The organism is Amphibacillus sp. Q70 (assembly GCF_052055485.1).
Classification (GTDB): Bacteria; Bacillota; Bacilli; order Bacillales; family Amphibacillaceae; genus Amphibacillus.
The window spans coordinates 2,434,460-2,460,979 of record NZ_CP197171.1; the positions used below are offsets into that span (position 1 = coordinate 2,434,460).

A 26,520-nucleotide genomic window follows, 5' to 3' on the forward strand; every position below is an offset into this window, starting at 1 on the left:
TTCGTCAGCGAGACATCGCACGAAGAAAATCGCTTTTTATTTTCGAGGATGAGTTGAAGATCCACTTTTGTAGCGCATTAGGCTACAAAAGTTAACTGAAGGCAGGTTAAGTTCGCCACGTCCTGTGGCAACACCTGCATGATCTACGTCCTATAGACCTCCATCTCCGCGGAAAGCATCCACCTGTAGTGGAAAGCACCGACCCTTAATATTTGAATCTTAGCATGCTATTTATCATTTTGAAATGGATTTACTTAATCGATTTTATTAACCTGACAACATTGGAGTGAAAACTTCCCCTGATTGAAGTTTCGCTTTATAGCCTCCTATTAGAGGTTAATCAATCATCGGGGTAAGCCCCCAATGATTGAAGAGTACATTATTGCTGATCTTTATCAACGTGTGTTTGTTCGAGTTTTTGATCCCATTTGGCTAAATATTTGCTGGCAAACTCTCGTCCACCTAAACCGAATGCTAGACCAAAGGCTAGTGCTAGGGCGCCTAAGATTAAAATAAAGGCTGCATTAACAATAGAATCAGCGACACCTAGTTGATTAAGTGCCATAAAAATGGCTAAGATAATAATACTGTATTTGGCGATATTGGCAAGGAATACTCTGCCCGTTCCAGAGATAACAGAGAGAACCATTTTTTCAACAAGGTGAGCCAAGAATAGCGCAATAGCTAATAGGACAATCGCTACTAATACATGTGGAAGATAAGCGATAATGCCACCAACGATAGCAACTAAGAATACGAGATTTACAATTTGTAGAGCTTCACCCACGAATAGAATGATAATGACAATCTCAGCGATAATGCCAACCATTTGGCTAAGTGTATAAGGCTGTTTATCTTGACTCCATTTACCTAAACCAAGGTGTTTCATTAAATTGTTAAACCCAATACGTGTAAGTAATTGATCAACCAATTGTTTGACCCAACGGCCAATCCAAATACCGGCTGTAACTAAAATAATGGCAATAGCTATGTTTGGAATCATTGACATCATGTCATTCAACATGCCAATAGCCGGTGTAGTAATCCCTCTAATATCTAATTGCTCTAGTGCTGAAATAGTGACTGGAATCATAATCAGAACAAAGACAATTGTTCCAATAACTTGCGCTAAGCTTGTTCCTTCTAAAAATTTATTTAGACCAAGTTTATCAACTAATCGTTCACTGCCAACACTTTTTAGAAAATTAGTTAGTAAGGCACGAATAACTTTTGCAACAAACCATCCAATAACAAAAACAAGTGCAGCTGCAAACAAGGCAGGAATAAAGTCAAGGATTGACGATACCATGCTTTGGAAGGGTTGTGCTATTCCTGTTATATTAAGGGTTGTTAAAATAGCTGGTAAAAATAATAATAGCACAAAATAAAAAACAAGATTGGCAATGGTATCTACAGCTTTTTGTGATTGCTGTCCTTCCTCCTGCAAGCCTAATTTATTCAATATTTTTGCGATAGGTAAGCGTTGACCTAATTTTCTAATGAGAAAACTTAATGTCACAGCAATTACCCATGCGACAGCAAATAAAATAATAGCTAGTATAATATCAGGAATAATACTTAGCAATGAGGTTAGCATTTCAGAAAATGGACGAGCTATAACAGTTAAGTTAAGCATGTTCAAAAAGACGACAAAAGCAAAAATCATAATAAACCAAAAGACAAATTTGCTTATGATTATCTCAGACCGATAATTCCCCTTTTTTTCACCTGATGGTCCAGCAAATAGTTTATTGTCAAGTTCTGTTTTTAATAATGCTTTCTTAACAATACCTGAAACTATTAATGCAATCACCCAACCAATAATTAAAGCTAGTAGGGCTAGCAGAAAATTCGAAATAGAACCAAAATAATACATAAATTGATCCATTATTTAATCCTCTCCTTAATCTATTTATTTAACTATTGATTACCCATTATCAAGAATCGGTAAACACAATTTAGCTAAATATGGATGAGTTTGTTCATTTCCCTGGAAATAATAAAAGCATTGTCTGGTTAACAATGCTTATTCTACGACAGGTATTTCCTGTTTAAATTGGTGAGATGAATACTAGATAATTATTTCGTGTCTGTTTTAACAAAAGGATATTGGATTCAGAATAAGAAAGATACTTATTCTTACGGAGAATGGCACTGTAGCTTTTCTTAATATGATCACTAATGCTGGAAAGCTTTTTGATCTAGTGAGGAAAAATAGGGACCAATCACGCCCAGCATGATTGGTCTAGTTTAGCAGATCGATTCTCTTTTGGATGTTAAAAAATTAATAAACAGTATCACCATTAAAGATTGAATTTTTTACAATAACGTAATCAACATTGCGGATAGCCATTAATTGATTCCCACCAGCGTAAGAAATAGCTGATTGCAAGTCTTGTTCCATTTCCATTAAAGTATCTTGCAAGGGACCGCGATATTCAACATGCATTTTTTTCCCTTCAACATTTCGTTTTTCCCCTTTTTGATACTCTGAAGCAGAACCAAAGTATTCTTTATAAAGTTTACCATCAACCTCTATTGTTTGACCGGGTGACTCTTTATGTCCGGCAAATAGTGAACCAATCATAACCATTGAAGCCCCAAAGCGAATTGATTTAGCAATATCGCCATGTGTTCGAATACCACCATCTGCGATGATTGGCTTACTTGCTGCTTTAGCACACCATCTTAACGCAGCTAATTGCCATCCACCTGTACCAAAGCCTGTTTTCATTTTGGTAATGCAGACTTTACCTGGTCCGATTCCAACTTTAGTCGCGTCAGCACCTGCATTTTCCAATTCTCGAACAGCTTCTGGTGTACCAACATTTCCGGCAATGACAAAGCTTTCAGGTAATTTCTCTTTAATGAATTTCACCATTTTAATCACATTATTTGAGTGACCATGGGCAACGTCAATCGTGATATATTCAGGTGCTAAGTTTTGATCAACTAATGATTGAACAAAATCATATTCCTCTTCCTTAATTCCAACACTAATTGAGGCAATTAAATCGCGATTATGCATATCTTTAATAAATTGTGTTCGTGTTTCTGGTTCAAAGCGATGCATAACATAAAAATAATTATTTTCAGCTAAATATAGTGCTACTTTTTCATCAATAATTGTCTGCATATTAGCAGGGACAACCGGCATCCGAAAAGTATATTTTCCAAGTGTAACAGAGGTATCACATTGGGATCGACTTGTAACCATACATTTTGCGGGAATAAGTTGAATATCTTCATAATCAAATACATTTTCCATTTATAACACTCCTAAACACGAATATTTTTTATTGGTTTAATTAATATTGTTCGTCCATAAGGTAATATACATGAGATTAAATAGATTGTCAAAGAAACACGATAAAAAATAAATAATCATGCTATAAATGTTTAGTAGATTGATTGATAACTTTATCATTTGAATACAATAATAAATTTCGATGGAAGGCTTTGCCGACGAGGAGGCATATGAGGAAAATTACCCTGTATTTCTCAAAAAGTCTACCGCTTACATAAATAAGTAAAGGGGAATATCTAGGCATAGGGCTCTTTAAATGGAGCAAAATTCGAACACTATGCTGGATCAATCATGCCGAGACATACTTGATTAGAGAGGAGCTGCTACATAAAAAGCAATTCTTTTTAACTAATTGTTAGTTTTTAGCTCTTCAGGTGGAAGAGGAAGTTAAAGTGAGCTAAGTATCGAGTTTGCCTTAGGCTGAGAGGGATGTCAACTATCCCTTGTTAAATTGAAATAAATACGAGTTCAGTGAGTTTGATGCTGGTTCCCAAAAATCAAAAATATAATACACTAGAATAAGTGTGACAAGTGTAATTAATAAATAACTTTTTCCAAACCCTTTAATAAACATAAAAAGACTGATAAATGCTGCTAAGCAAAAGAAAATTCCTGCAGCAAGAATAGCTAGGTATGACATATGGCTACTCCTTTGAAATATAGTGTTAGAAGATGTTCAAAAAAGCTGATATGGGTTCAAGCTCTTTTTCTAAAAACGCGCGTGTCCTATGGGCAACGAAGAAATCATTACACCTAGTGAGACGTGTTGGAAATAGTAGAGCTTTTGTTAAGGGTGCCTCCGTCTTATGATGAGGCGAGCTTATCCGACGTGCTTTTTTGGAACATATCCTGTTATATTTTTTTAGTTAAGAAATAAAATCATGATATTAAGTGATTAAAAACTATATCACATATTATATTATATACCCCTTGTCAAGTTAAGAAACGATTACATTATGATTTCAGTATTAAGACGGTAAGTTTGCTTTCATTCATGATATAATGAAATTAGTATAGTGAAGAGGTGGACGTAAATGTATAAGCGGTTTATTTATTTGGCGGGTTTTCAGGCACTTCTTTTTGTTGTATTTGTTCTAATGATGATTTTTGAATATGGAATAAATCTAATGACCTTATCAGTTATAGTTATTTTAATAGTAGGTATTGCACTTAATTTACTTCTTTATTCTTATTTCAAAAAAATTGCTGAACACCAGAAACAGAATGAAGATAATCTGCCAACTGATGAAAAATAGCGATCTCCTTAATATCAGGGATCGCTATTTTAATTGAAGTAGGGTAATGTTAATTTTTATCTAGACCGACGTCCTTTAACGAATAAGCATCTCGATAGGAATACCAATCTGATATTTTTTCAAAATCTTTAATCGGTAGACCTTGAATGGAATAATGTTGCCCAACAAAGTTATCCAATACAGATGTTTTGATGTTTGTAATCTTAAGCTTTTTCTGAATTAAACTTTGATGTTGTTCTAATGCTTGAATACGATCTTTTTTTAGCAATAGGGTTTCCCTTGATAAAAATGGAAAAAATTGCAAGGTTAACTGTGCTGTATCCAAATGTGTTTTCGTCATTTTATAGCTTAAATATCTATACATGATCAATGCTGATACTAGAATGATAGTCGTCCACCAGAAATCTGGCAAGAAAATAAGGACTAAACTAATTGGGATAATTGATATAAGCAAATTAGCTAAGGATTGATAGTAAAAAGATTTTTTTGAGATAGGCTTTAATTGCTTAAATGTATATTGATATTCAGGTAACATCTTCTTAATAAAAGATTCAATTTCAGAATGTCTGATTAAGGGGAAAATAATGGTTCGCGAATTTTCCTTTTGATTGACTTCACCACCTGCAATCACGACAAACAAACTCCCGACCTTGAATGGAAGTCTGAGAAAGTTTTGCTTAACCCCGACTGCTTGAATACGTTGTAAAGGAATGGTTAATTGTTTTTTCTCCCAGAGACCTCTTGTAATATAAAGCTCCTGTTCATATCGTACGATTGTAAAATCACCATATTTAATAACTGATCCAATCACACCTATTAGCCAAATAACACTTAATACAAGAATTGAGAGTACAATCAAAGTTCCGACAGCTTGTGTAATAATCCAATCGGTTGTTTGATCTAGAAAGCGTTCTGGAATGAAGGCCTCAACCTCCGAAAAGATAAAAATAAACAGGGTGGCGATCAGCCCAAAGCCGCCAGATGTTGTACCGAAAATAAATAAACGCTTATAGCTCGCTTCGTACCTAGGTAGTCTTTGCTCAAGAGCATAGTCGTAGTCATAGGACTCATCTCGGTCATTTTCTCCGTTGCTTACTTTCAGATCTTGTCTAAGCTGTTCAGCCTCCGTCCTTTTAAGGGCAATTAGATGTGCATCAACTTCCATGTCACTTCCAGCTGTTTCAACTTGAACCCCTGTTAGTCCAAGTAAACGATGAAGAATATTTTGATTTAAATTAATCGATTGAATACGATGTTTAGATATCGTTCGGTTCTTGCGAATAAATATGCCATGTTCAATTCTTAAGGCGTCTTCATGAACGGAATAGGTAAATCTCAGCCATTTTAACCAGCTGAAGATGGTAATTAAGATAATTAAGGCAACGATTCCAAAGATGGTATAGATGAAATACTGTCTTTCACCAAATAAGAAAAACAAAGAAATAAACAGAAAGATCCAGTCTTTTAATCCTTTCAAAATAAAAAGGAGGATGGCAATAGGGTGGAGATGCTTAGGTTTAGATATCATTTTGTTCCACCCTTGCTAAGACAGAGATTTGATCGCGTAATGCTTCAGCTTCTGACAATTTTAAGGCAGGTATTTCATGAATCGTTGCTGCTGTTGAAACCTCTAAACTAGCGAGTTTAAATTTTCTTAAAATAGGCCCTTGTTTGGTATCAACATGTTGAACTCGTACCATAGGGACAAGCGTTCGTTTGACGATCAAAATGCCATGTTGAATATAAATTTCCTGATCATATAATTGATAACGCCATCTTCTCCAGCGAAGAGGTGGGATTAGAAAAATGGCTAAACCAGTCATAAGTACTGTTATACCTAGACCAATTCCAGCTAGCCAGTATGACCAATCATACAGGATACCAAGCACAGCTAACCCAATGGTCAAAAATAGAAAAATGAACGTATAAATAAGTCCACTAATCTTCCAAACTGTTATCGCTGATTTTTCAATTCTGTTTTGTGGAACGTCACGCATATAAAACATCCTTTCTCCAATGTTTGTCCATATATATTATAAATTCAAATGAATTATCGATCTAGATGCTTAATCTAAAAGCTTTTATCAATAATAAACGCAAGTAATTAGCAAAGAGTTATTCTATGATCAGTTAATTATCATTTAAAATATATTGGTCAACAATTTTTGCAATACCATCATTCATGTTTGTGTCTGTGACTATATCAGCAATTTCCTTAATATCGTCTGGTGCGTTCCCCATGGCGACTCCTAGACCTGCAAATTCAATCATTTCTTGATCATTATAGCTATCGCCAATTGCAATCACGTCTTCACGCTTAATATTAGTTCGTTCAATGATCTGCCTTAAGCTAGCTCCTTTTGTGACCCCTTTTTCAATAAATTCAAGAAAATAGGGCTTAGAACGCATGATACTAAATTTATGATTGAGTTGTGGTTTGATTTTTGCTTCAACTTGTTTAAGTGTCTCAGGCTCTTCTAACATAAGAACTTTCACTGGAGGAATCGTCACTGCATCGATAAAATCCTTGACAACTTTAATAGGTAAGCTAGTGATTTCAGATTCAATTTCGGTATATGGGTTCTTTTTATCAGTAATAATTTCATCACCCATATATGTATGAATATAGACATTTTCTTGTTTGCTTAGTTTGTATAGTGATTGAATATCATCAAGGGTTAGCGAACTACTATATAATTCTTTTCCTGTACGACAAGCAATGATTTTCGCTCCATTAAATGCAATGAGATAGCTTTCAAATTGATCAAGTGCAAGTTCTTTGGCAGACTCATTCATTGCAAAAGTCGGTCTCCCTGAAGCCAATACAACCTTGATACCCATTTCTTGTGCCTTCATTAAGGCTTGTTTTGTTCGAGTTGAAATAGTGAGATCATCTCTAAGTAAAGTATCGTCTAAATCTAATACAATCATTTTATAACTCAATTTTGATCGTCCCCTTTTTGTAAAATCTACTCAATCTTACTAAACTTTTAAGCATTTGTGTAGCTGAAAAAAAGAAAGGTCATCAATTGTTTATATGCGTAATGATCTAATGGATCGGGACAAGCCGATTGAAGCCTTTAAACGAGCGGATTATTTTTAACCTTCATAAATTTATTTGTTGACAATCTTCTATCATAAAAAGCTTACTAAACGTTAAGCACAAATTTTAAAAATAAATACAACGTTTATTTAAACCATTTGTATAACAACAAAAACAGATTAACAAATGTCAATCCGTTCAGTACTGAATGGATTGATCAAACTATTTTTATATCAATTGCAGAATCTTGTCTTATTTGGATATAATATTAAGTAATAAATGAGAGGTGATGTTTTTGAGTAATGCCGAACGTTTTATCGTTGCTTTTAATAAGATTGAAAAATATTTTGACCAAGAATTAAATGATACACGCTACGTGCCCTTTCATCGTGCGGTTTTGCGGTTGAAAATGAACAATGCGATTGTTAATCGCTATCATAATGATTTACTTGAATACTCAGAACTTCGTAATGCGATTGTCCATGAACGGACGAAAATTAATTATACAATTGCTGATCCGCATGTTGAGGTTGTAGAGGCAATTGAGCGGATTGCTGATGAGGTAACAGCACCGAAATTAGTCATCCCAACTTTTTCAAAAACATTACAAATTATTCAAGCTGACTTAACATTAAAAGACGTATTAGCTACTATTCGCGAAACAAAATTCACTCAATTCCCAGTTTATCGAAGTAAGCAGTTTATTGGGCTTTTAACAGACAAGCGTGTTCTGCATTGGATTGCACAACAGATGAATGGTGACTTTCAAGAATTATTAACAACACCGATTCATGAACTTTTGCAAAGTGAGAAAACTGGACAAAATTACCGTTTTATTCCTCGGTCAATGAATATTTATCAAGCTGAAGAAATATTTTTGGCAACCATTAAGAAACATGAAGGGGTAGAAGCCCTCTTGATTACAGAGGATGGCAAGCCTCATCAGAAGCTGTTAGGAATGCTGACCCCACATGATTTAATCGATATTCCATAAGGATAAATTGCGCGCGCATTTAAGCTAAGGTACAATTATTTTAAAAAGGGGCTGTTGCATAATAGCTGGCTAATTATGCAACAGCTCTTTATGTGAGTATTAGAAATGGGAATAAAATACCGGATAGAGACGCGCTATTTGACATTTTGGCTTGAGGTTTTGTTCGAAATGAAGGATAGAAGGGTTCTATTCTTCATTTTGGCTTGAGGTTTCATTTGAAGTGAAGGATAGAGGCGTCTTATTCGACATTTTGGCTTGAGGTTTCATTTGAAGTGAAGGATAGAAGGGTTCTATTCATCATTTTGGCTTGAGATTTCATTTGAACTGATGGATAGAAGGGTTCTATTCGACATTTTGGCTTGAGGTTTCATTTGAAGTGAAGGATAGAAGGGTTCTATTCTTCATTTTGGCTTGAGGTTTTGTTTGAAATGAAGGATAGAGACGCTCTATTCGACATTTTGACTTGAGATTTTGTTCGAAATGAAGGATAGAGACGCGCTATTCGACATTTTGCCTTGAGGTTTTATTTGAAGTGAAGGATAGAGACGCGCTATTCGACATTTGGGCTTGAGGTTTTGTTTGAAATGAAGGATAGAAGGGCTCTATTCTTCATTTTGGCTTGAGGTTTCATTTGAACTGAAGGATAGAAGGGTTCTATTCTTCATTTTGGCTTGAGGTTTTATTTGAAGTGAAGGATAGAGATGCGCTATTTGACATTTTGGCTTGAGGTTTCATTTGAAGTGAAGGATAGTTTCAAATCTGTAAAAAACATATAGCATGATAAAAAGAGCTGTTGCACTATTTATTTTTCATTTTGCAACAGCTCTTTTTTAACCAGTCATTTATTGTTTTCACTTTCTTCAATACTCTCGACAATCCTTTTTACTTTGTCATTGAATCGAGCAATTGGGACGATTCGTGCTTCTCGTAAATATTCTTTTCCTGCAAAGAATAAAAGTAAGACAGGAACAGTGAAAATATTAAAGCGTCCCGCAATTTCGGGTGTTTTAGTTGTATCTATCGAAGCTGTTTTTATCATTGGGTATTGCTCCATTACGGCTTCAATTTGAGGCAATAAACTCTCACAAACACTACAATTTGGTTTAGAAATATACAGGAAAGCTAAATGAGATGTCGCAATAAAAGTTTCAATTTCCTTAATATCGATAAGTTCTTCAAATGAGGTCATAATGATTTCTCCTAATGAAATGATTTCTGTACAGTAGAAATATCATTTATTTAAACATGCTTAACTTAAAAATGCAATTTTGCTGATTTTCGAAAAGACTTGGGACTGGGGCTCAGAATAAGTAAGACACTTATTCTTGCGATGCAAATACTTCGTAGCTTTCCTTTGTGTGATGACTCGCCCCATCGAAGACATTTGCGGTTACTCGCCCCACCGGAACCATATGCATGACCTACATCCTGTAAGCCCAACTCCCACTGATTGAAGTTTCATTTTATCGTTTGATGTTGTATGACAAATAATGATGCTTTCAATTTTCTCAATTGGATCATATAAAAAGATAATTTCCAGTAAACCAGTAACCACCATTCCCAAATGAATTTAAGCCATTTTTAAGTACATAGTCCCCATCCATCGTCTTTAAAAGATATCTGCTTTTTTGTCATATCTTTGGATGCCCATATTAGCTGTTGACATTGCTAGATAACTTCTTAATAGTGTGAATGCTCTAGAGGGTGTTATTTAGAAAAATATCAGATACTTAAATTATGAACAAATAGTTAACTTGTTAAAAAGTTATGAGTAATGAGATGACAAATTAAATAAAATATTATATAATAATAATTATAAAGTAATGAAAGAATAATAATAAAGGAGTGGGTGAAACTTAAATAGTACATTATTTTCTCGCTGATGTTTATTTTTGATTAAAAAGGGAAGAAGTAACATTGAGATTTATTATAATATAATAATGGAGGTTAATAAAATGGCAGACAACACAGCATTAAAAGATCATTTAAACACATTAGTCGCAACTCAAGGAGTATTATTTACGAAATTGCATCAACATCATTGGTATGTGAAAGGAACCCACTTTTTTGTACTCCATGAAAAGTTTGAGGAGTTATATGATGAAGTGAATGAAGCTTTTGACGAGTTTGCGGAACGATTAATAACAATCGAAGGTAAACCATACTCAACTTTACAAGAGTTCATCGACCATTCACTTATTAAAGAAGCGCCATATACAAATGAAGTTAGTCAAAATGACATGGTAAAAAGTGTGTTAGAAGATTTTGGCCTCTTGGTGAAACATTTAAATGAAGGAATTGAGTTAGCTGGAGAAGTTGGTGACTCTATAACAGAAGATTTATACATTGGTTACAAAACAGATGTTGAAAAACATATGTGGATGTTAAGATCTTATCTAGGATAATGAAAACTCAGGAGAAATTTCTCCTGAGTTTTTTATGTGGGTAAATTCTGATTAATAATCTCAGATAGATTTTTAAACTGTGGCTTGGTTACAAAGTCAACAGCACCAGCCAATAGACATTCTTCGATCATGAAACTTGTCCCAAGTGCAGAGCACATGATAATTTTTGCGTCAGGATTAATTTTGAGTATTCGTGTTAGCACTTCCAAGCCAGAAAGTTCTGGCATATTATAATCTAGTAAAACTAAATCAGGTTTTAGTTTGCGATATTGAAGGATAGCTTCAAGTCCATTTTCAGCCTCAGCTGTTATAATATTTTTATTTTTCAATATTATCTTTTTAATCCAGGTTCGCATGAAAAAAGAGTCATCAACAATTAAAACAGAGTACATAAGTTTATCTCCTTTCATCATTAAGTATCTTATTGTCATTAATCATAGCAAAATAAAAAAGAAAAAGCGATAAACATATTTAAGTTAATGGTATAAAAAATATGTAAAGCTTGTTTTGGATGAAATAAATAAACTGGCCAGCCGTTTCGACTGGCCAACTTAATTTTTAATAAAAAGATGCACCAACAATTATGAGCAAGATGAAAAGCACAACAATTAAAGCAAAGCCTCCACCAAAACCTTGCTGATTACCACAACACTGAGGTTGTTGAGGGGGACAACATTCATAACCATACATTTCTTTTCACCACCTTAGACTCAATATACATTAACATATGCCTGTAGACGAATCTTGCTAGGGCATATGTCTAGATTTTTAATATTGGATCTAAGAAAAGGATTAGATTGAGGAGGGTTAGCGCAGAATTAAGCTAAAATAGCTGCAATTGCTTTTGCAACACCATCTTGATCATTCCTCGTTGTTACAAAATCACATTTTTGTTTGATTTCTTCAACAGCATTTTCCATTGCGACACTTCTTCCTGCTATTTCTAACATAGAAAGATCATTATAATTGTCGCCAATTGCCATTACATTTTTTAATGAAATTCCACTTTTCTCTGTGTATGTTTTTAAAGCTATCCCTTTCTGTGCCTCTGGATGATTAAATTCAATATTGTTTAATCCAGAAGAGGTGACGATCACATCTGTTCGGTTGGTAAAAGTTTGCTTGATTTGATTCAGTTGATCAGGTTCAAAAGAAAAAGCTAAGGCCTTTAAAATTTTAATATTAGGATGATGGACTATCTTAGAAAAGTCATCTGTGAAGATAAACTTTTCCCCTTGGAAACGTTGTTCAACACGTTGTTCAACTTCCTTCTGAGTAATTTCGGGATGATTAGCCAAGACGATCTCAGTTAAAAATTTATTAAAGTCGTCTTGTTCTTTGGCATATATGCCTTTATCGGTGTAAAGTTCTAAGTGGGCTTGCCCATTTTCTGTCACAGTAATAATTTCGTTAATAACGTCTTTATTCATAGCTGTTACATGCAATAGTTGACGATCAACTGAATATTGTTCAGCACCATTTATGCAAATAATTGGACAGCTTAAATTAGCTTTTTCAAGGGGATGTGAAGCCGATTCAAATGATCGTCCGGTTGCCACAACAACTTCAATGCCAGCTTGCTGAGCTTTACGGATTGCTTCAATATTTTTTGGGCTTATCACCCCGATCGGTGATAATAATGTTCCATCTAAATCAATAGCGATTAGTTTTATCATTTATAACACTCCAATGTAATCAAAATTTGCTTAGCTTCATTATTTAACTAAATCAAGTTGTTAAAATTATTAATAGTGCCTTTATCATTGACTGACCTCGTTTGACATTTAGCATATTGAAATAAACTAGCGTACATTTCTTATGGCAAAGCTTTTTACCGGCTGCAGATAAGTATTTTGTGATCATCTAATAGATCAGCAATGGCTATTGCGTTTTCAAGATTGATGTTTAATCTTGTTAAAGTAGGTTTGATCGCTATCCTTTGGAATAACATCATAAGAAACCCTTAATCCATCAAATTGCCTTGTGATGGGAAAAGGGATTCAGTTTGGCAATGATTAGGCTAATCTTCAGGTAAAGGGTATAACAACGCTAGCTAAAATGTTGTCTCGATCAACAGACTGATATGAATAGTTAAGTTTTAAGACAAAATAACTGACGAAGTTTTTAACGTCATTTATGGTGATATTGGCAAACAATTGTATCTTTTGGATACAGAACGAACTCTTGATTATGTAGTACTGAATGAAGTTTCTATAAAACGTTCAGCAATTGTCTACTCTGCTTTGATAATTGCATAACTACTATTATAACCAATATAAGAATCAATTGCTAATTGTGGGGTTAGCTCAGTTATTTCCAGCGATAGGCATCTAGTTGCCGGAAAAAAGCTATGTTTTACTCTTTTGCTTATATCCAAATTTCAACTAGGGATGATTGGATTGTATGATTTGGTCAAGCAACGTTCCATCAGTAATCAGAAATAGAGTTTGAAACTTGGTTAATGTTCTCCTTTAAAATTATGATGCTAATGTCTACTATATCATATTATTCATGGTATAGTTATTAGGAAGAAAGAAATAGCGAAGAGGTGTACATAGTTGTCAGCATTTAATCAGCAATTTGTTATATCTGTACTCATTATTAGTCTAGGTTTTATTTGTAAAAAAATAGGTTTATTAAAAGAATCAGATGGTTCAGGCCTTTCAAGATTGATTTTTAATTTAACGTTACCTGCTTTAATTATAGTTTCGTTTCATGATATGGTTTGGGAACCTTCATTGATGATTTTAGTTTTTTTAGGTTTTATTTTCGGTTTTATATATGCCATTATAGGCATTTTCATATTTAAAAGGGAACAACACTCCGTTAAGGGTATGATGGTTATGATGTTGCCTGGATTAAATATTGGGCTATTTGCCTATCCTTTGGTTGAAGGCATTTGGGGAGCAGAAGGAATTAAGTATTTTGGGATGTTAGATGCCGGTAATGCTTTTATTGTTTTTGGACTTTGCTATTTATTAGGAAGTTATTATTCCAATGGTCAAAATCACTTGACCTTTCCAACGGCTGTTAAAAAACTTACAGGTTCTATTCCATTGATGGTGTATTTTTTTGTGTTTATAATTAATGTATTAAATATTTCAATCCCCTCGACTATTATTGAAGCGGCTTCAGCTATATCAGCAGCTAATATGCCTTTATCACTATTGTTGCTTGGTTTGTATTTAAGTTTTGACATCGATCACCGATACATAAAGTTATTGGTTAAATATATTAGTGCACGTTACGGAATTTCTTTAGTGATCGGGTTAGTGATTTATTTCTTCTTACCAGCTTCGGAAATGATTCGAACAACATTGTTGATCGGGCTTAGTTTACCGATTCCACTTGCTCACATCCCTTACGCGGAGGAATTTAACTATGATAAGCATTTTATTGGTGCTGTTTCAAATATAACGTTGTTGATTAGTTTTTTCCTCCTCTGGTTTATGGTGAATTTAATTTTTTGAGGGATTAGATATAGATTTTAAGAAGACATACTTGTTCGATCAAAAAAGATTTATGTCATTTACCGGTACTAATTCGTCCTATATGTCGTAAGATTCCCACTTGAAAAAATTAGAAAACATATCATTTCTAGGTATTAGATTCAATAGCCAGTAATGGTCCGATTGGTTCAAGAGCCTTTAGGGAGGCCTTTTTTTGGTCATATCTTTAAGTGCATGCCCTTATGTTCAGTAGGGGTGATAAGAACACTCCCGTTAAGTGAAGTTTCGCTTTATGATTAACCTTATACGCCTGGAATTTCACAAGAATTTTGATTCCTAAAGTTAGCTCAAGAAATACCGATATCAAAGGTAGTTTATTTATCAAAAAATTAGCGAAAAAGCCCAAAAATAGGAGATAATATGCTAAAGTTGGTTTAGGTAATCAAAAAATTAAGGTGATCATGTGACTAAACAAAAATCTATGGTAATTCTATCGATTGGATTAGTATTGTTAATTGGTATTATTGTTCCGACATTAATCAGTAAACAATCAGGTTCTCAAGAATCTCGTCAAGAAAATGGGGAGAGGATGTTGTTATCAACTGAGTTTGCCCGATCGACTCGATTTTTGATGTCCAAAGGTATGCTTGATATTGGGACATTACAGGAAGAGGAAGAAGAACTTGAGGAATTAGATGATCCTGAGAAAAATGAAGAAGAGTTAGAGACTGTAGAGCAGAATTGGACTGAGGAAATCAATGATACACCGACAGCTCCAGTTCAACATAATCAATCGTCGGGTGATAGTAGTAGCTCATCTAGAGAAAACGGAGAGAGAACTTCAAGTGGAAATGATGACAACTCATTATCAGTAGAAAACAGTGGAGAATCTTCAAATGAAGATGACACCGGCTCATCTAAAGGAAATAGTGAAGATCCAAGTGAAAATAGTAGTGGCTCTGGCTCATCTGAAGAAGAGGGTAAGGATTCATCAGGAGAAAATGAGAAAGATTTATCAGAGGAAGACAATGATGATTCTTTGGATGATGGCAAAGAAACTGACGAACCTGATGCCAGTATTGAAGAACCAGAATAACTATCAGTCCCTGATTTTGATGAATAGTGAATGGTGATTTTTAACTAAAGAGGAGCTGTTGCACAATGAAAAATAGATTGTGTAACAGCTTTTTTATGACTAGAAAGACTGAGTTAGAATGATTACCATTCTAGCTACAACATTTTAATCTATTCGAGTAGTCTTTAATCAGATGAATGGGGTGGTAGAATAAACACAAGGGAGACATTTCAATAAGAAAAAATGCTCAAAATGTTTCTTCTCTTGCTTATAAGGAACATTTCAATGATGTGAGAGGTTCAAAATGTTCCTTCTTCCACACAGATGGGACATTTCACTAATATGCGAGGTTCAAAATAGCTCTTTTCATGTTCAGAAAAGACATTTCAATGATAAGCAAGGTTCAAAATGTCTCAACTCAGAGGGTACATTTTCGAGGAATGTCTACTTTAGTAATATAATAGAAACACTCATAAGGAACATTTCAGTGCTGCGAGAGACTCAAAATGGCTCCTTTCTGTGATTTCGAACATGGCATCGCTAGATCGCTAGCTATGAAGATCAACTCGATATTTTTAAATAGAGTTTGGCTTGATTTCATTCTTTAAATGGGTTCCCTAGATAAATGATTTAATTTTACGTGCTCGAGCATAAATTTTATCACAAATAACCATCTGTAAAACTCGGGGCAACAATGGGTTTCGATGGGGCGAGTAACCGCAGTCCCACGACGTTGGTCATGCAGGCGTTACCACACGATGTGGTGGTTTTAGCCTGTGGTCCTTTTATCTTTTACACATTGTACAAAAGCATAGTGACAAAAGATTTAAGTGAACATTAATGGAGCTTTTATAAGACGCCGTTTTGACAACGGCATTTTTCCACAGGAAATATTTCGAATTTTCGATTGAATTACTTTTCGTTACATAAATATATGTTATAATCAATTTATGTAACATAGGGGGTGTCATAATGTCGAAAGCCGAACCTATAATTGATACAGGTATCATAAGGTCAATTATTAATGCAAGTAATGAAAATCCAACACGAAACTATTGCTTTGTTTTGTTAGCCTTATATACAGGGCTGCGAATGAAGGATCTACTACGATTGAAAAAAAAGGATTTATATGATGATGAAGATATTCTTTCGTTTTTATATTTATCTACTTATCCAGATCTTCCAATCTATTTAAATCCACAGATACAACAGTTGATTCATACATACGTAGGGAGTCAATTTCTTAAAGAGAATGATTTTCTATTTCAATCAAAGGAGACAGGGGAGCCTATCTCTCGTCAACAAGCCAATCGGATTATTAAGCAAATTGCTAAACAACATGATATTACGGGTTCAGTTAGTATGCATACATTGCGAAAAACATTTGCCTATCATGCTTATCGAAATGGGATTGCTATTTCACTGATTCAGAAACGTCTCCATCAAAAAACAATAAGATCTACGAAACGTTATATTGGCTTAGAGAATCTAAAAATGGCTAAAATAAAAATTGATGTTCGATTTTAGCAAGGACATAAAGACCTTATCAATAAATCATTTTAAATTAGCTCATTAGAAGATCTGGAGACTAAAGAGAGAGGCTGATTAATTATGGCAAGAATAACATGTGATTATTTTTCAGAAACACTGACTAAGAATACAACGATGACGGTTATTTTACCTGAGCAAACAGAGACTCAGGTGGGGATGAAAAATACGAAACGGTCAAGTTGCCTTCATCCAACCTTATATCTACTACACGGATTTAGTGATGATCATTCGATTTGGACACGTCGAACATCAATTGAGCGTTATGTTGCTGAGCTGGGTTTAGCAGTTGTTATGCCCGATGTTGATCACAGTTATTATGCAGATATGAGTTATGGTAATAAATATTGGACATTTCTTTCAGAAGAGCTTCCACGTATAGCACGCTCATTTTTCCCCTTGTCTGATCAAAGGGAAGATAATTTTGTTGCTGGTTTATCGATGGGTGGCTATGGTGCCTTTAAATGGGCGTTAAATAAACCTGAACAATTCGCAGCTGCTGCCTCATTATCAGGTGCACTAGATATAGTGAATCGTAAGCAAGTAGATCGAATGGAGACTTTGTATAATGCTTTTGGTGGAAAAGCACTTGATGGAACAAAGGCTGATATTTTTCATTTGGCTAAGCATGTCGATCAATCATCTGGTCCAAAGCCAATGCTTTATCAAGCTTGTGGTAAAGAAGACTTTCTTTATCAAGAAAACGTTCGCTTTAAGCAATTAACGGATCAACTAGCTTTAAATATTGAAACGATCTTTGATCATGGTGACCATGAATGGAGTTATTGGGATTATCACATTCAAAAAGTTTTAAATTGGTTACCTTTGCAGTGATATTAAACCAACAGTACCTAAACGTGCTGTTGGTTTTTTGAAAAATATGAGTAAATCAGTACAGGTAATTAGAATAAATTATGCTAAACTATAATTGTTCATTAAATATAGAAATAAGGTGAAAGCAATGGAGATTCTTATTGTAGAAGATGAAAAGAAATTAGCACGGGCCTTACAATTAGAATTAGAATATGAAGATTATCAGGTAACACTAGTTCATGATGGGCGAGAGGCATTGACACTTATTAATGAGCATACTTATGATCTTATTTTACTGGATATTATGCTGCCAAGTCTGAGCGGTATGGAAGTTTTACGCCGAATAAGAAAAGATGAAATTCAGATACCCGTTATTTTACTAACGGCTAGAGATGCTACCTATGATAAAGTGAGCGGCTTGGATTTAGGTGCGAATGATTACATTACAAAACCATTTGAAATAGAAGAATTATTGGCAAGAATCAGAGCTCAGTTACGAAACATTCAAAGGCAAAAAACAAAACATTCAGCCATTGAGATTGATCAGTTAATAATTGATGAAGCACAACATCAAGTGACTTGGAAAAACCAAATAGTTGAATTAACAAAGCGTGAATTTGATCTGCTGATTTACTTGGCCAAGAACGTTAATCATGTGCTATCTCGTGATCAATTGCTCAGTCGAGTTTGGGGTTTTGATTATGCAGGTGAAACGAATGTTGTCGATGTTTATATTCGTTATTTACGTCAAAAAATTGACTATCAATTAATCGAGACGGTCAGAGGGATCGGTTATATTATAAGGGATGAATAAGATGACATTAAGACAGAAAATAACTTTAACTGCTATGCTTATTATGCTGATCTTCTTAATCATCGTATTTGGCTCAATTTATTTCTCGTTTCAATATGTAACAATTGAACAGGAAATGGAAAGAATTGAAAGCCAATCCTCGGTGATAAGAGAAGCATTAGCAAGTGAAGCTGGACAAGAGGTAGATGCCAGTCAACTATTACGTGCCTACGTACCGACAAATGGAATGATTCGAGTGATTGATGAAGATAATAACGCCTTACAAACTGTAACACGTGATCAGGCATTAACATCAATTGGAGCGATTTATTCAACTGGTGAGCATTTAGAGCAAGTGAATGATTCAGAGCTCGGCCGTTATGCCCGTTTGACGTTTCCATTAATATGGACAGATGGACAAGTCGTGACACTTGAAGTGATTGAATGGATTGATCAAGTTGATGAAACAATGGCGACATTATTTTATGTGCTAATCATTGCTCTCTTCATTATGATTATCCCTGTCTGGCTAGCAGGTAAAGGAATTAGTCATATCGTGATCAAGCCGATTAATCGATTAAATCAAGTGATGGAGGCAAATCAAACGGATGGAGAATGGGAATTAATCGAAATAGATACGCGGGCCCATGATGAATTAACTCAACTTGGCGCGACTTATAATGAGATGAACCAACGGATTAAAGATAATTTTTCAAAGCAAGAACAGTTTGTTTCGAATGCGTCACATGAGTTAAAAACACCGATTGCAATTATTAAAAGTTATGCTCAGTTGATTCAGCGCCAAGGGAAAGAGAACCCTGAGGTTATTGAGGAATCGGTAGAAGCGATTGATTTTGAAACCAATCGAATGACACAATTGATTCAGCAAATGCTTACCTTGGCCACGTTAGACCGTGGAAATGGGTTAACATATCAAACAATTGATTTAGTTAGGCTTTCACGTGATACGATTCGAACGATCTCGTCAACCTTTGATCGAGAAATTCATTTTGACTCAAATGTCGAACGAGCTGAAGTTAGCATTGATCCAGAGAAAATAAATCAAGTCTTGTACATTTTATTAGATAATGCAAGAAAATACAGTACTGAATTAATTGAATTCAAAATTAGATTAGCTGAAGATCACGTCACGATTGAGGTAACCGATCATGGTGAAGGAATTAATCAAGCTGATCAAGAAAAAATATTTGATCGTTTTTACCGTGTTGATAAAGCGAGAAGTCGAGAAACGGGCGGAACGGGTCTCGGGCTTTCAATTGCTAAATCAATTATTAATGCACATGATGGTCGCCTAACACTTTCAAGTAATCCTGGTGAAGGTTCAACTTTTTCGATTATAATTCCAAATTAATTCTTTTCTCATCAAATTCTCATTTTATTTAAAGTTCATTTTCATTTTCCTTCGATAAACTAAAGATAATCAAATAAGGAGGTAATGAATCATGAAAAAAGCAACAATTAAAGCAATTGCAAGTATAATTGGAGGGCTCATCGTATTTACGATTGCATTTTTTATCTTTCAATCATCGCCAAGTACTTCTCAAGCGACAATGTCAGAAGAAGAAGCAGAGCGACTAGCTTTAGAACAATATCAAGGTGATGTGCTTTCAGTCGAATATGATGACGGACGTTATGAAATTGAAATTAAAGGTGATGTAGCAAGCTATGAATTAAAATTAGATGCAGAAACAGGCGAAATATTATCACTAGAAGAAAAGACTGATTCAAATCAAGTGGCTTCAGAGAAAGAGACGAATGAAAATGCAACGAGTCAAGATGAGAATAGAAATCAAGAAAAAGATGACAGTACGAATCAAGAAAACAATGAGACCACGCAAAATGCAAATAAAAATGGAACAAAAAATGTTGTTATTTCAGATCTAGACGCCATGGAAATTGCTCATGACAGAGTACCCAATGCGACTATGGTGGAATTTGAGTTAGATTCTGATGATGGCCAATTATATTATGAAATTGAAATGCATACAGACGATCAAGAAATTGATCTAGAAATTGATGCTTATACAGGTGAGATTATCATGTATTCATTTGATCAGTTGGAAGGTACACGACAAGGATACAGTGATATTATGACGATTAAAGAGGCAAGGGAAATAGCTTTAGCAGAGGACTCTGAAGCTGTTATTAAAGAGATTAACTTAGACAGAGATGATGGTAAATATTATTATGAAGTTGAAATGAAAACATCGAGATACGAAATTGAGTTAGATATTGATGCCCAGACAGGTGAAATTGTTGAGTTAGAGTATGATGATTGGGATTAGCAAAATAAAAAGAGAACGAGTTAACTCGTTCTCTTTATTGTTTTTAGTTATTATTCTTTAACAACGTTAGCTGCTTGTGGGCCACGGTTGCCTTCTTCGATATCGAAAGTTACGCTTTGTCCTTCTTCAAGTGTTTTAAAGCCTTCGCCTTGAATTGCTGAGAAGTGTACGAAAACATCATCTTGCCCTTCAACTTCGATAAAACCAAAACCTTTGTCTGCATTAAACCATTTTACTGTACCTTGTGCCATATTACTTTTCCTCCTAGTGTGGTCTATCCACACACATGTATTACTATTCTTGCTCAAGCATCAAAACGAAACCTTTCACGATGTCAGTTACTTGAAGTGTTTTGTCGAACAAAATAGCTATTGTTATTATAACAAGCCGTCTAACCAATTGCAAGCCTTTCTGAATAAAATTACGAAAGTATTTCTTAAAAATTCTGAAATCTTACTCATTAACAAAATTTACATCTAAAAGTAAGACTGGGATAAAAGAAAATGAAGGAGTTAGAAAAACGAAAGATATTCAAATAAATTGGGATAATCATTCATTTTTTTGTATAACTTTTTTTCACCAAATGAAACGATCAAATCGTTATGAAAAGCCATCTATTCGTATTTTATATAGATAAGCCCTCGTGAAAAGCGCAATATATTACAGCTGCGACAATTTATCACAGATAACCGTCCGTAAAACTCGGGTCAACAACGGGTTTCGATGGGACGAGTAACCGCGCTAAGGAAAACTACGGAGCTTTACACCGCAAGAATAAGTGGTTTTCTTATTCTGAGTCCCAGGACGTGAAGAACTTAGCTTGTGTTCCTCATTATGAATCAGTGGGAGCTAGGAGAACGCAGATTAAAACCGTCACCTCTGGGGTTGCGATTACTCACCCCATCCAAAAGACTTGGGACTGGGGCTGTGATTACTCGCCCCACCGGAACCATATGCATGACCTACATCCTGTAGGCCCAACTCCCACTGATTGAAATTTCGTTTTATCTAAAATTCGTGTTTAGGATAATTATTTTTGTTCTGTCACGGTCTCGAGAAATTTCCTTTTTGATCAACAAGTAAACTTTACTTTATCAAATCGTTAAATTAAAATTGAAAAATAGATTGAAAATTAACAACTAGATAGTATAATGTAACAATTATATTGTATTTAGTGAGGAGTATTTTAATGGGAGAGAAGCGATCGATTTACGGATTGACCCAAGAACAATTAACAAATTGGTTTATTGAACAAGGAGATAAGAGCTTTCGGGCTAAACAGGTTTGGGATTGGTTATATGTCAAAAGAGTGAATCATTTTGATGAAATGACAAATATCAATAAGAAAACCCGTCAGTTACTTGCTGACCACTTTGCAATTGAAACATTGACAGAAACTATTAAGCAAGAGTCGAAAGACGGGACGATCAAATTCTTATTTAAGCTAGCTGATGGACATTTGATTGAGACAGTGCTTATGCGATTTTCATATGGATTATCTGTCTGTGTAACGACACAGGTTGGCTGTAATATAGGTTGTACATTTTGTGCGAGCGGCTTATTAAAGAAAAATCGTGATTTGACGAGTGGAGAAATTGTTGAGCAAATCATGAAGATTCAAAAATATTTAGATAGACAAGAAAAAAAGGAGCGAGTGAGTCATATTGTTGTCATGGGGATTGGCGAGCCGTTTGATAATTATGACCATACCATGAGCTTTTTAAGAATTGTTAATGATCAAGATGGCTTATCAATTGGAGCCAGGCATATTACGGTTTCAACAAGTGGCTTAGCACATAAAATTCGTGCATTTGCAGATGAGCAGTTACAGGTGAACTTAGCCGTTTCACTCCATGCACCTAATGATGAATTGCGAACACAAATTATGAAGATTAACAAAGCCTTTCCCTTAGAGAAGCTAATGGCTGCAATTGATTATTATCTAGCAAAAACAAACCGACGAATTACGTTTGAATATATCTTGCTTAAAGGAGTTAATGATCATCCAGAAGAAGCTCTTCAATTAGCAGAGTTGCTCAAGGATAAACGTCATTTGTCTTATGTGAATTTAATTCCCTATAACCCTGTCGAAGAACATAATCAATATGAACGAAGTGAGAAACAAGCTATTGTGAAATTTTACGAGACCTTACTAAAGGCAGGAATAAACGGTGGAGTTCGAGTCGAACAAGGCTCTGACATAGATGCGGCATGTGGCCAACTCAGAAGTAAGCAAATGAAAAAACAATAAAAGTCAAACATCACCTAACCAACAAGAAAATAGGTGGTGTTTTTTAATTAAAGGATTTTGATAAGGTGACGATAAATCTACCAGGAAAGGGTTGCACAAGTCTAAAGGCTATGCTATCCTATATTTATAAGTCTGAGCAACCGTTTGCTCAAATGTTGCATTATATAAGTTGAAGCGAGAATACACAGAAGACTATATGTTGTTTTTACTATGCAAATATATGAAAACCAATCATTTGAAATTATAATAGATAAAAATAAATGCAATCGCTTTCCTTTATACAACAAGAGAATGGAGAAATTGGGGGAACAAGATGATCAGTAAAAAGTGGTGGAAAGAGGCGGTAGCCTATCAAATTTATCCGAGAAGCTTTAAAGATACAAATGGTGATGGGATTGGAGATCTCCAAGGTATCATTGAAAAATTAGATTATTTAAAGGGTTTAGGTATTAATGTTGTTTGGATCAGTCCAATCTATCAGTCGCCAAATGATGATAATGGTTATGATATTAGTGATTATCAAGCGATTCTTGCTGATTTTGGTTCGATGGCTGATTTTGATCAACTTTTAGCTGAAACACACAAGCGTGGAATGAAATTGATTATGGACCTAGTTATTAACCATACATCAGATGAACATGCTTGGTTTGTTGAGTCTCGTTCATCTAAGGATAATCCTTATCGAGATTACTATATTTGGCATCCTGGCAAAGATGGAAAAGAACCGAATAATTGGGAATCCATCTTTAGTGGCCCCGCTTGGGAGTATGATGAAAAAACAGAAGAATACTATATGCATGTTTTTTCTAAGAAACAACCTGATTTAAATTGGGAAAACCGAAAGGTACGTGAAAGCTTATATGAAATGGTCAATTGGTGGTTAGATAAAGGGATTGATGGATTTCGAGTCGATGCGATTTCCCATATTAAAAAGCTAGATGGTTTTCCTGATATGCCAAATCCAGAGAACAAAAGGTATGTTGAAGCTTGGGATGGCCATATGAATCGTCCAGGGATCGATAAATTATTGACTGAATTTGCTGATCGAACGATTAATAATTATGATGTGATGACAGTTGGGGAAGCAAATGGGGTTGGGATAGATGACGCTGAACAGTGGGTAGGAGAGAAGAACGGCTATTTTGATATGATCTTCCAATTTGATCATTTAGAATTGTGGAGCACAAGTGTTGAAGGGGGTCTGGATTTACCTGCCTTAAAAACAGCTTTGACTAAATGGCAAAAAGGATTAGAAGGTAAAGGATGGAATGCCTTATTCTTTGAAAATCACGATCAATCACGCTCTGTTTCGACATGGGGAAATGATACAAAGCTAAGAAAAACATCGGGAAAGGCTCTAGCCACATTATATTTCTTTATGCAAGGAACCCCCTTTATTTATCAAGGACAAGAAATTGGAATGACAAATGTTCAGTTTGATTCGATTGAAGACTATAATGATGTGAAAATTAAAAATCTATATCACTTTGAACGCAGTGAAGGGAAATCACATGAAGAGGTTATGGAGATCATTTGGAAAAATGGTCGAGACAATTCACGGACGCCCATGCAATGGACGAGTGAACCAGAAGCTGGATTTACAACAGGTACACCTTGGTTAAAGGTCAACCCAAATTATCCAGATATAAATGTTGAACAGAATTTAACAGATCCAGAGTCCATTTATCATTATTATCGCCAGATGATAGATTTGAGAAAGTCAACGGATACATTAATTTATGGAAGTTATGATTTAATAGCTGAGGACCATGGTCAAGTATATGCCTATACTAGAACATTAGGAGATGATAGTTATTTTATCGTTGTCAATATGTTTAATCAACAAACCACACTAGATTTATCTTCTGATATGACATTTGCTGAATTGAAAATGAGCAATTATCGTATCCATGATGAGTTAAATGCAAATATGAGATTACGTCCGTTTGAGGCAAGAATCTATCAATTAAAATAATAAAAAGGGAAGAGATGTTTCAAAGCAAGTCTCTTCCCTTTTACCATTTAAAGGGTGTTTCTTGATAAACAAAGTAATTTAGCCAATTAGAAAAGATTAAATAGGCTTCGGAACGCCAATGATTCTTAGGTTGTTTGAGAGTATTATTATCAGGATAGTAATTTGTTGGTACATGAATATCAAGTCCCTTAGCTAAATCACGTTGGTATTCACGAGAAAGTGTATCTGCATCATATTCAATATGACCAGTGATCATCACATGTCTCTCATCTTTAGATACAATTAAAAAGGGGCCTGCTTGTTCGGAATAATCTAAGACAGAAAGCTCCTTGTGATTGGCAACGGCTTTGTAATCAGCATCTGTATAACGAGAATGAGGTACATTGAATTGATCATTTATGCCACGAACAAGTTTATTTGTCGGCTCAATTAATTGATGGGTAAAAATGCCGCTGATCTTATTACTCCGGTTTGATTTAGAAATATGGTAATGGTGGTATAGTGCCGCTTGTGCCCCCCAACAAATATGCAGGGTTGAAGTGACATGTTCATTTGTCCAGTTCATTATGGTTACAAGCTCATCCCAATAATCGACTTGTTCAAAGTCAAGTTGTTCGATTGGGGCTCCAGTTATGATCATTCCATCATAACGCTTGTTTTTTATTTCAGAGAAAGTAAGATAGAATTTTTCCAAGTGTGATTTCTGGACATTTTTAGATTGGTACGTTTCTGTATGAATAAAATCAACGGATACTTGCAATGGCGAATTACTCAATAAACGAAGTAACTGGGTTTCAGTTCGCTCTTTATCAGGCATTAAATTTAAAATAAGAATATTTAAGGGGCGAATATCCTGAGTCGTAGCTCGATCTTTTTCCATTAAAAAAATATTCTCTTTTTCTAAAATGGATCGCGCAGGTAATGACTTAGGTACATTAATAGGCATTAATAATTTCTCCTCCTATCCGACACTCTTTTAGAGTCGTTAACGACAATTATAGCCTGCTTTTCATTTATCAGCAATGAAAAGTTTGATATTTCTGAAATTAATTCACTAATAAAAGTTACCCTAAATGCAGCAGGTCTTTACAGTAGATGGATGATTCTAGATTTATACTGTTAGATGATTAGCTTTTGTGGATGAATGTATAAGAACCCCTCATGGCAGCCCAAATCGTGACACCGCCATTCTACAAATAAGTCCCCTTTTTCGTGTAGAAACCACTATGGTACTATCAGATTACATGATTAGGTTATCTTCTATTAACTATCCATTACTTATCATATTTAAAAAAAGAGAGAACA

Annotated in this window: 23 protein-coding genes; 12 read left to right on the forward strand and 11 right to left on the reverse strand. The window is 34.8% G+C overall.

All coding sequences use genetic code 11. The features are described from left to right. Positions 1-379: 379 nt before the first annotated feature. Both ACS127_RS10770 and guaC read right to left on the reverse strand, forming a co-directional pair. Entirely contained in the window at positions 380-1,888 is a 1,509-nt protein-coding gene (locus tag ACS127_RS10770) for a mechanosensitive ion channel (protein ID WP_440895046.1), read from the reverse strand. 396 nt (positions 1,889-2,284) lie between these two features. Continuing rightward, positions 2,285-3,268 (reverse strand): GMP reductase, encoded by a 984-nt coding sequence (guaC, locus tag ACS127_RS10775; RefSeq protein ID WP_440895047.1) that lies wholly within the window; start codon positions 3,266-3,268, stop codon positions 2,285-2,287. A gap of 1,073 nt (positions 3,269-4,341) precedes the next feature. Between guaC and ACS127_RS10780 the strand changes: the two genes are divergently transcribed. Further along, positions 4,342-4,563 (forward strand): hypothetical protein, encoded by a 222-nt coding sequence (locus ACS127_RS10780; protein ID WP_440895048.1) that lies wholly within the window; start codon positions 4,342-4,344, stop codon positions 4,561-4,563. A 49-nt stretch (positions 4,564-4,612) separates the two neighbouring features. On the opposite strand, the gene ACS127_RS10785 is transcribed toward ACS127_RS10780, so the two are convergent. The 3 genes from ACS127_RS10785 to ACS127_RS10795 form a co-directional block, all read right to left on the reverse strand. Continuing rightward, positions 4,613-6,091: a PH domain-containing protein gene (locus tag ACS127_RS10785; RefSeq protein ID WP_440895049.1), complete on the reverse strand. Its 1,479-nt coding sequence runs from the start codon at positions 6,089-6,091 to the stop codon at positions 4,613-4,615. After that, the gene (locus ACS127_RS10790; protein ID WP_440895050.1) at positions 6,081-6,560 is read right to left on the reverse strand and encodes a PH domain-containing protein; all 480 of its coding nucleotides are present in this window, start codon (positions 6,558-6,560) and stop codon (positions 6,081-6,083) included. The genes ACS127_RS10785 and ACS127_RS10790 overlap by 11 nt, the downstream gene beginning before the upstream one ends. A 133-nt stretch (positions 6,561-6,693) precedes the next feature. After that, the gene (locus tag ACS127_RS10795; RefSeq protein WP_440895051.1) at positions 6,694-7,506 is read right to left on the reverse strand and encodes a Cof-type HAD-IIB family hydrolase; all 813 of its coding nucleotides are present in this window, start codon (positions 7,504-7,506) and stop codon (positions 6,694-6,696) included. A gap of 389 nt (positions 7,507-7,895) precedes the next feature. Here ACS127_RS10795 and ACS127_RS10800 point away from each other — a divergent pair, with 389 nt between their 5' ends. After that, positions 7,896-8,600, forward strand: a complete 705-nt coding sequence (locus ACS127_RS10800; RefSeq protein ID WP_440895052.1) for a CBS domain-containing protein — start codon at positions 7,896-7,898, stop codon at positions 8,598-8,600. A gap of 838 nt (positions 8,601-9,438) precedes the next feature. On the opposite strand, the gene ACS127_RS10805 is transcribed toward ACS127_RS10800, so the two are convergent. Then, on the reverse strand, positions 9,439-9,789 hold the full coding sequence (locus tag ACS127_RS10805; RefSeq protein ID WP_440895053.1) for a thioredoxin family protein: 351 nt from the start codon (positions 9,787-9,789) through the stop codon (positions 9,439-9,441). Positions 9,790-10,555: 766 nt separating this feature from the next. On the opposite strand from ACS127_RS10805, the gene ACS127_RS10810 reads away from it, so the two are divergent. Further along, entirely contained in the window at positions 10,556-11,005 is a 450-nt protein-coding gene (locus tag ACS127_RS10810; RefSeq protein WP_440895054.1) for a Dps family protein, read from the forward strand. 32 nt (positions 11,006-11,037) lie between these two features. Here ACS127_RS10810 and ACS127_RS10815 read toward each other — a convergent pair whose 3' ends face one another. The 3 genes from ACS127_RS10815 to ACS127_RS10825 all read right to left on the reverse strand — a co-directional run bounded on the left by ACS127_RS10815 (position 11,038) and on the right by ACS127_RS10825 (position 12,681). Next, positions 11,038-11,397 carry a response regulator gene (locus ACS127_RS10815; RefSeq protein ID WP_440895055.1) on the reverse strand — a complete coding sequence of 120 codons (360 nt, stop codon included), beginning with the start codon at positions 11,395-11,397 and terminating at the stop codon, positions 11,038-11,040. A 166-nt stretch (positions 11,398-11,563) separates the two neighbouring features. Then, positions 11,564-11,695, reverse strand: coding sequence for a YjcZ family sporulation protein (locus tag ACS127_RS10820; protein ID WP_440895056.1), 132 nt, complete (start codon positions 11,693-11,695; stop codon positions 11,564-11,566). Between the two features lie 128 nt (positions 11,696-11,823). Beyond that, entirely contained in the window at positions 11,824-12,681 is an 858-nt protein-coding gene (locus ACS127_RS10825; RefSeq protein WP_440895057.1) for a Cof-type HAD-IIB family hydrolase, read from the reverse strand. Between the two features lie 882 nt (positions 12,682-13,563). On the opposite strand from ACS127_RS10825, the gene ACS127_RS10830 reads away from it, so the two are divergent. The 7 genes from ACS127_RS10830 to ACS127_RS10860 all read left to right on the forward strand — a co-directional run bounded on the left by ACS127_RS10830 (position 13,564) and on the right by ACS127_RS10860 (position 20,989). Continuing rightward, positions 13,564-14,475: an AEC family transporter gene (locus ACS127_RS10830; protein WP_440895058.1), complete on the forward strand. Its 912-nt coding sequence runs from the start codon at positions 13,564-13,566 to the stop codon at positions 14,473-14,475. A gap of 442 nt (positions 14,476-14,917) precedes the next feature. Continuing rightward, on the forward strand, positions 14,918-15,550 hold the full coding sequence (locus ACS127_RS10835; RefSeq protein ID WP_440895059.1) for a hypothetical protein: 633 nt from the start codon (positions 14,918-14,920) through the stop codon (positions 15,548-15,550). 951 nt (positions 15,551-16,501) lie between these two features. After that, positions 16,502-17,056, forward strand: a complete 555-nt coding sequence (locus ACS127_RS10840) for a tyrosine-type recombinase/integrase (RefSeq protein ID WP_440895060.1) — start codon at positions 16,502-16,504, stop codon at positions 17,054-17,056. 84 nt (positions 17,057-17,140) lie between these two features. Further along, positions 17,141-17,911 carry an alpha/beta hydrolase gene (locus ACS127_RS10845; RefSeq protein WP_440895061.1) on the forward strand — a complete coding sequence of 257 codons (771 nt, stop codon included), beginning with the start codon at positions 17,141-17,143 and terminating at the stop codon, positions 17,909-17,911. A 118-nt stretch (positions 17,912-18,029) separates the two neighbouring features. After that, the gene (locus ACS127_RS10850; protein WP_440895062.1) at positions 18,030-18,704 is read left to right on the forward strand and encodes a response regulator transcription factor; all 675 of its coding nucleotides are present in this window, start codon (positions 18,030-18,032) and stop codon (positions 18,702-18,704) included. 1 nt (position 18,705) lies between these two features. Next, a complete protein-coding gene (locus tag ACS127_RS10855) occupies positions 18,706-20,055 on the forward strand; it encodes an ATP-binding protein (RefSeq protein ID WP_440895063.1) in 1,350 nt (449 codons plus the stop codon). A gap of 91 nt (positions 20,056-20,146) precedes the next feature. Next, a complete protein-coding gene (locus ACS127_RS10860; protein ID WP_440895064.1) occupies positions 20,147-20,989 on the forward strand; it encodes a PepSY domain-containing protein in 843 nt (280 codons plus the stop codon). A 50-nt stretch (positions 20,990-21,039) separates the two neighbouring features. Here the strand turns inward: ACS127_RS10860 and ACS127_RS10865 are convergent, their stop codons facing one another. Beyond that, complete coding sequence (locus ACS127_RS10865; protein WP_216400163.1) at positions 21,040-21,240, reverse strand: cold-shock protein; 201 nt, start codon at positions 21,238-21,240, stop codon at positions 21,040-21,042. A 938-nt stretch (positions 21,241-22,178) separates the two neighbouring features. On the opposite strand from ACS127_RS10865, the gene rlmN reads away from it, so the two are divergent. After that, complete coding sequence (rlmN, locus tag ACS127_RS10870; RefSeq protein ID WP_440895065.1) at positions 22,179-23,240, forward strand: 23S rRNA (adenine(2503)-C(2))-methyltransferase RlmN; 1,062 nt, start codon at positions 22,179-22,181, stop codon at positions 23,238-23,240. Positions 23,241-23,553: 313 nt separating this feature from the next. Continuing rightward, the gene (locus tag ACS127_RS10875) at positions 23,554-25,215 is read left to right on the forward strand and encodes a glycoside hydrolase family 13 protein (protein ID WP_440895066.1); all 1,662 of its coding nucleotides are present in this window, start codon (positions 23,554-23,556) and stop codon (positions 25,213-25,215) included. Positions 25,216-25,255: 40 nt separating this feature from the next. Here ACS127_RS10875 and metA read toward each other — a convergent pair whose 3' ends face one another. Beyond that, positions 25,256-26,161 carry a homoserine O-acetyltransferase MetA gene (metA, locus tag ACS127_RS10880; protein WP_440895067.1) on the reverse strand — a complete coding sequence of 302 codons (906 nt, stop codon included), beginning with the start codon at positions 26,159-26,161 and terminating at the stop codon, positions 25,256-25,258. Positions 26,162-26,520 lie beyond the last annotated feature (359 nt).

Coding starts and splice junctions, on each gene's coding strand:
- ACS127_RS10770 (WP_440895046.1), bottom strand. CDS start 1,888: ATGGATCAATTTATGTATTATTTTGGTTCTATTTCGAATTTTCTGCTA.
- guaC (WP_440895047.1), bottom strand. CDS start 3,268: ATGGAAAATGTATTTGATTATGAAGATATTCAACTTATTCCCGCAAAA.
- ACS127_RS10780 (WP_440895048.1), top strand. CDS start 4,342: ATGTATAAGCGGTTTATTTATTTGGCGGGTTTTCAGGCACTTCTTTTT.
- ACS127_RS10785 (WP_440895049.1), bottom strand. CDS start 6,091: ATGATATCTAAACCTAAGCATCTCCACCCTATTGCCATCCTCCTTTTT.
- ACS127_RS10790 (WP_440895050.1), bottom strand. CDS start 6,560: ATGCGTGACGTTCCACAAAACAGAATTGAAAAATCAGCGATAACAGTT.
- ACS127_RS10800 (WP_440895052.1), top strand. CDS start 7,896: ATGTTTTTGAGTAATGCCGAACGTTTTATCGTTGCTTTTAATAAGATT.
- ACS127_RS10805 (WP_440895053.1), bottom strand. CDS start 9,789: ATGACCTCATTTGAAGAACTTATCGATATTAAGGAAATTGAAACTTTT.
- ACS127_RS10810 (WP_440895054.1), top strand. CDS start 10,556: ATGGCAGACAACACAGCATTAAAAGATCATTTAAACACATTAGTCGCA.
- ACS127_RS10815 (WP_440895055.1), bottom strand. CDS start 11,397: ATGTACTCTGTTTTAATTGTTGATGACTCTTTTTTCATGCGAACCTGG.
- ACS127_RS10820 (WP_440895056.1), bottom strand. CDS start 11,695: ATGTATGGTTATGAATGTTGTCCCCCTCAACAACCTCAGTGTTGTGGT.
- ACS127_RS10825 (WP_440895057.1), bottom strand. CDS start 12,681: ATGATAAAACTAATCGCTATTGATTTAGATGGAACATTATTATCACCG.
- ACS127_RS10840 (WP_440895060.1), top strand. CDS start 16,502: ATGTCGAAAGCCGAACCTATAATTGATACAGGTATCATAAGGTCAATT.
- ACS127_RS10845 (WP_440895061.1), top strand. CDS start 17,141: ATGGCAAGAATAACATGTGATTATTTTTCAGAAACACTGACTAAGAAT.
- ACS127_RS10855 (WP_440895063.1), top strand. CDS start 18,706: ATGACATTAAGACAGAAAATAACTTTAACTGCTATGCTTATTATGCTG.
- ACS127_RS10860 (WP_440895064.1), top strand. CDS start 20,147: ATGAAAAAAGCAACAATTAAAGCAATTGCAAGTATAATTGGAGGGCTC.
- ACS127_RS10865 (WP_216400163.1), bottom strand. CDS start 21,240: ATGGCACAAGGTACAGTAAAATGGTTTAATGCAGACAAAGGTTTTGGT.
- rlmN (WP_440895065.1), top strand. CDS start 22,179: ATGGGAGAGAAGCGATCGATTTACGGATTGACCCAAGAACAATTAACA.
- ACS127_RS10875 (WP_440895066.1), top strand. CDS start 23,554: ATGATCAGTAAAAAGTGGTGGAAAGAGGCGGTAGCCTATCAAATTTAT.
- metA (WP_440895067.1), bottom strand. CDS start 26,161: ATGCCTATTAATGTACCTAAGTCATTACCTGCGCGATCCATTTTAGAA.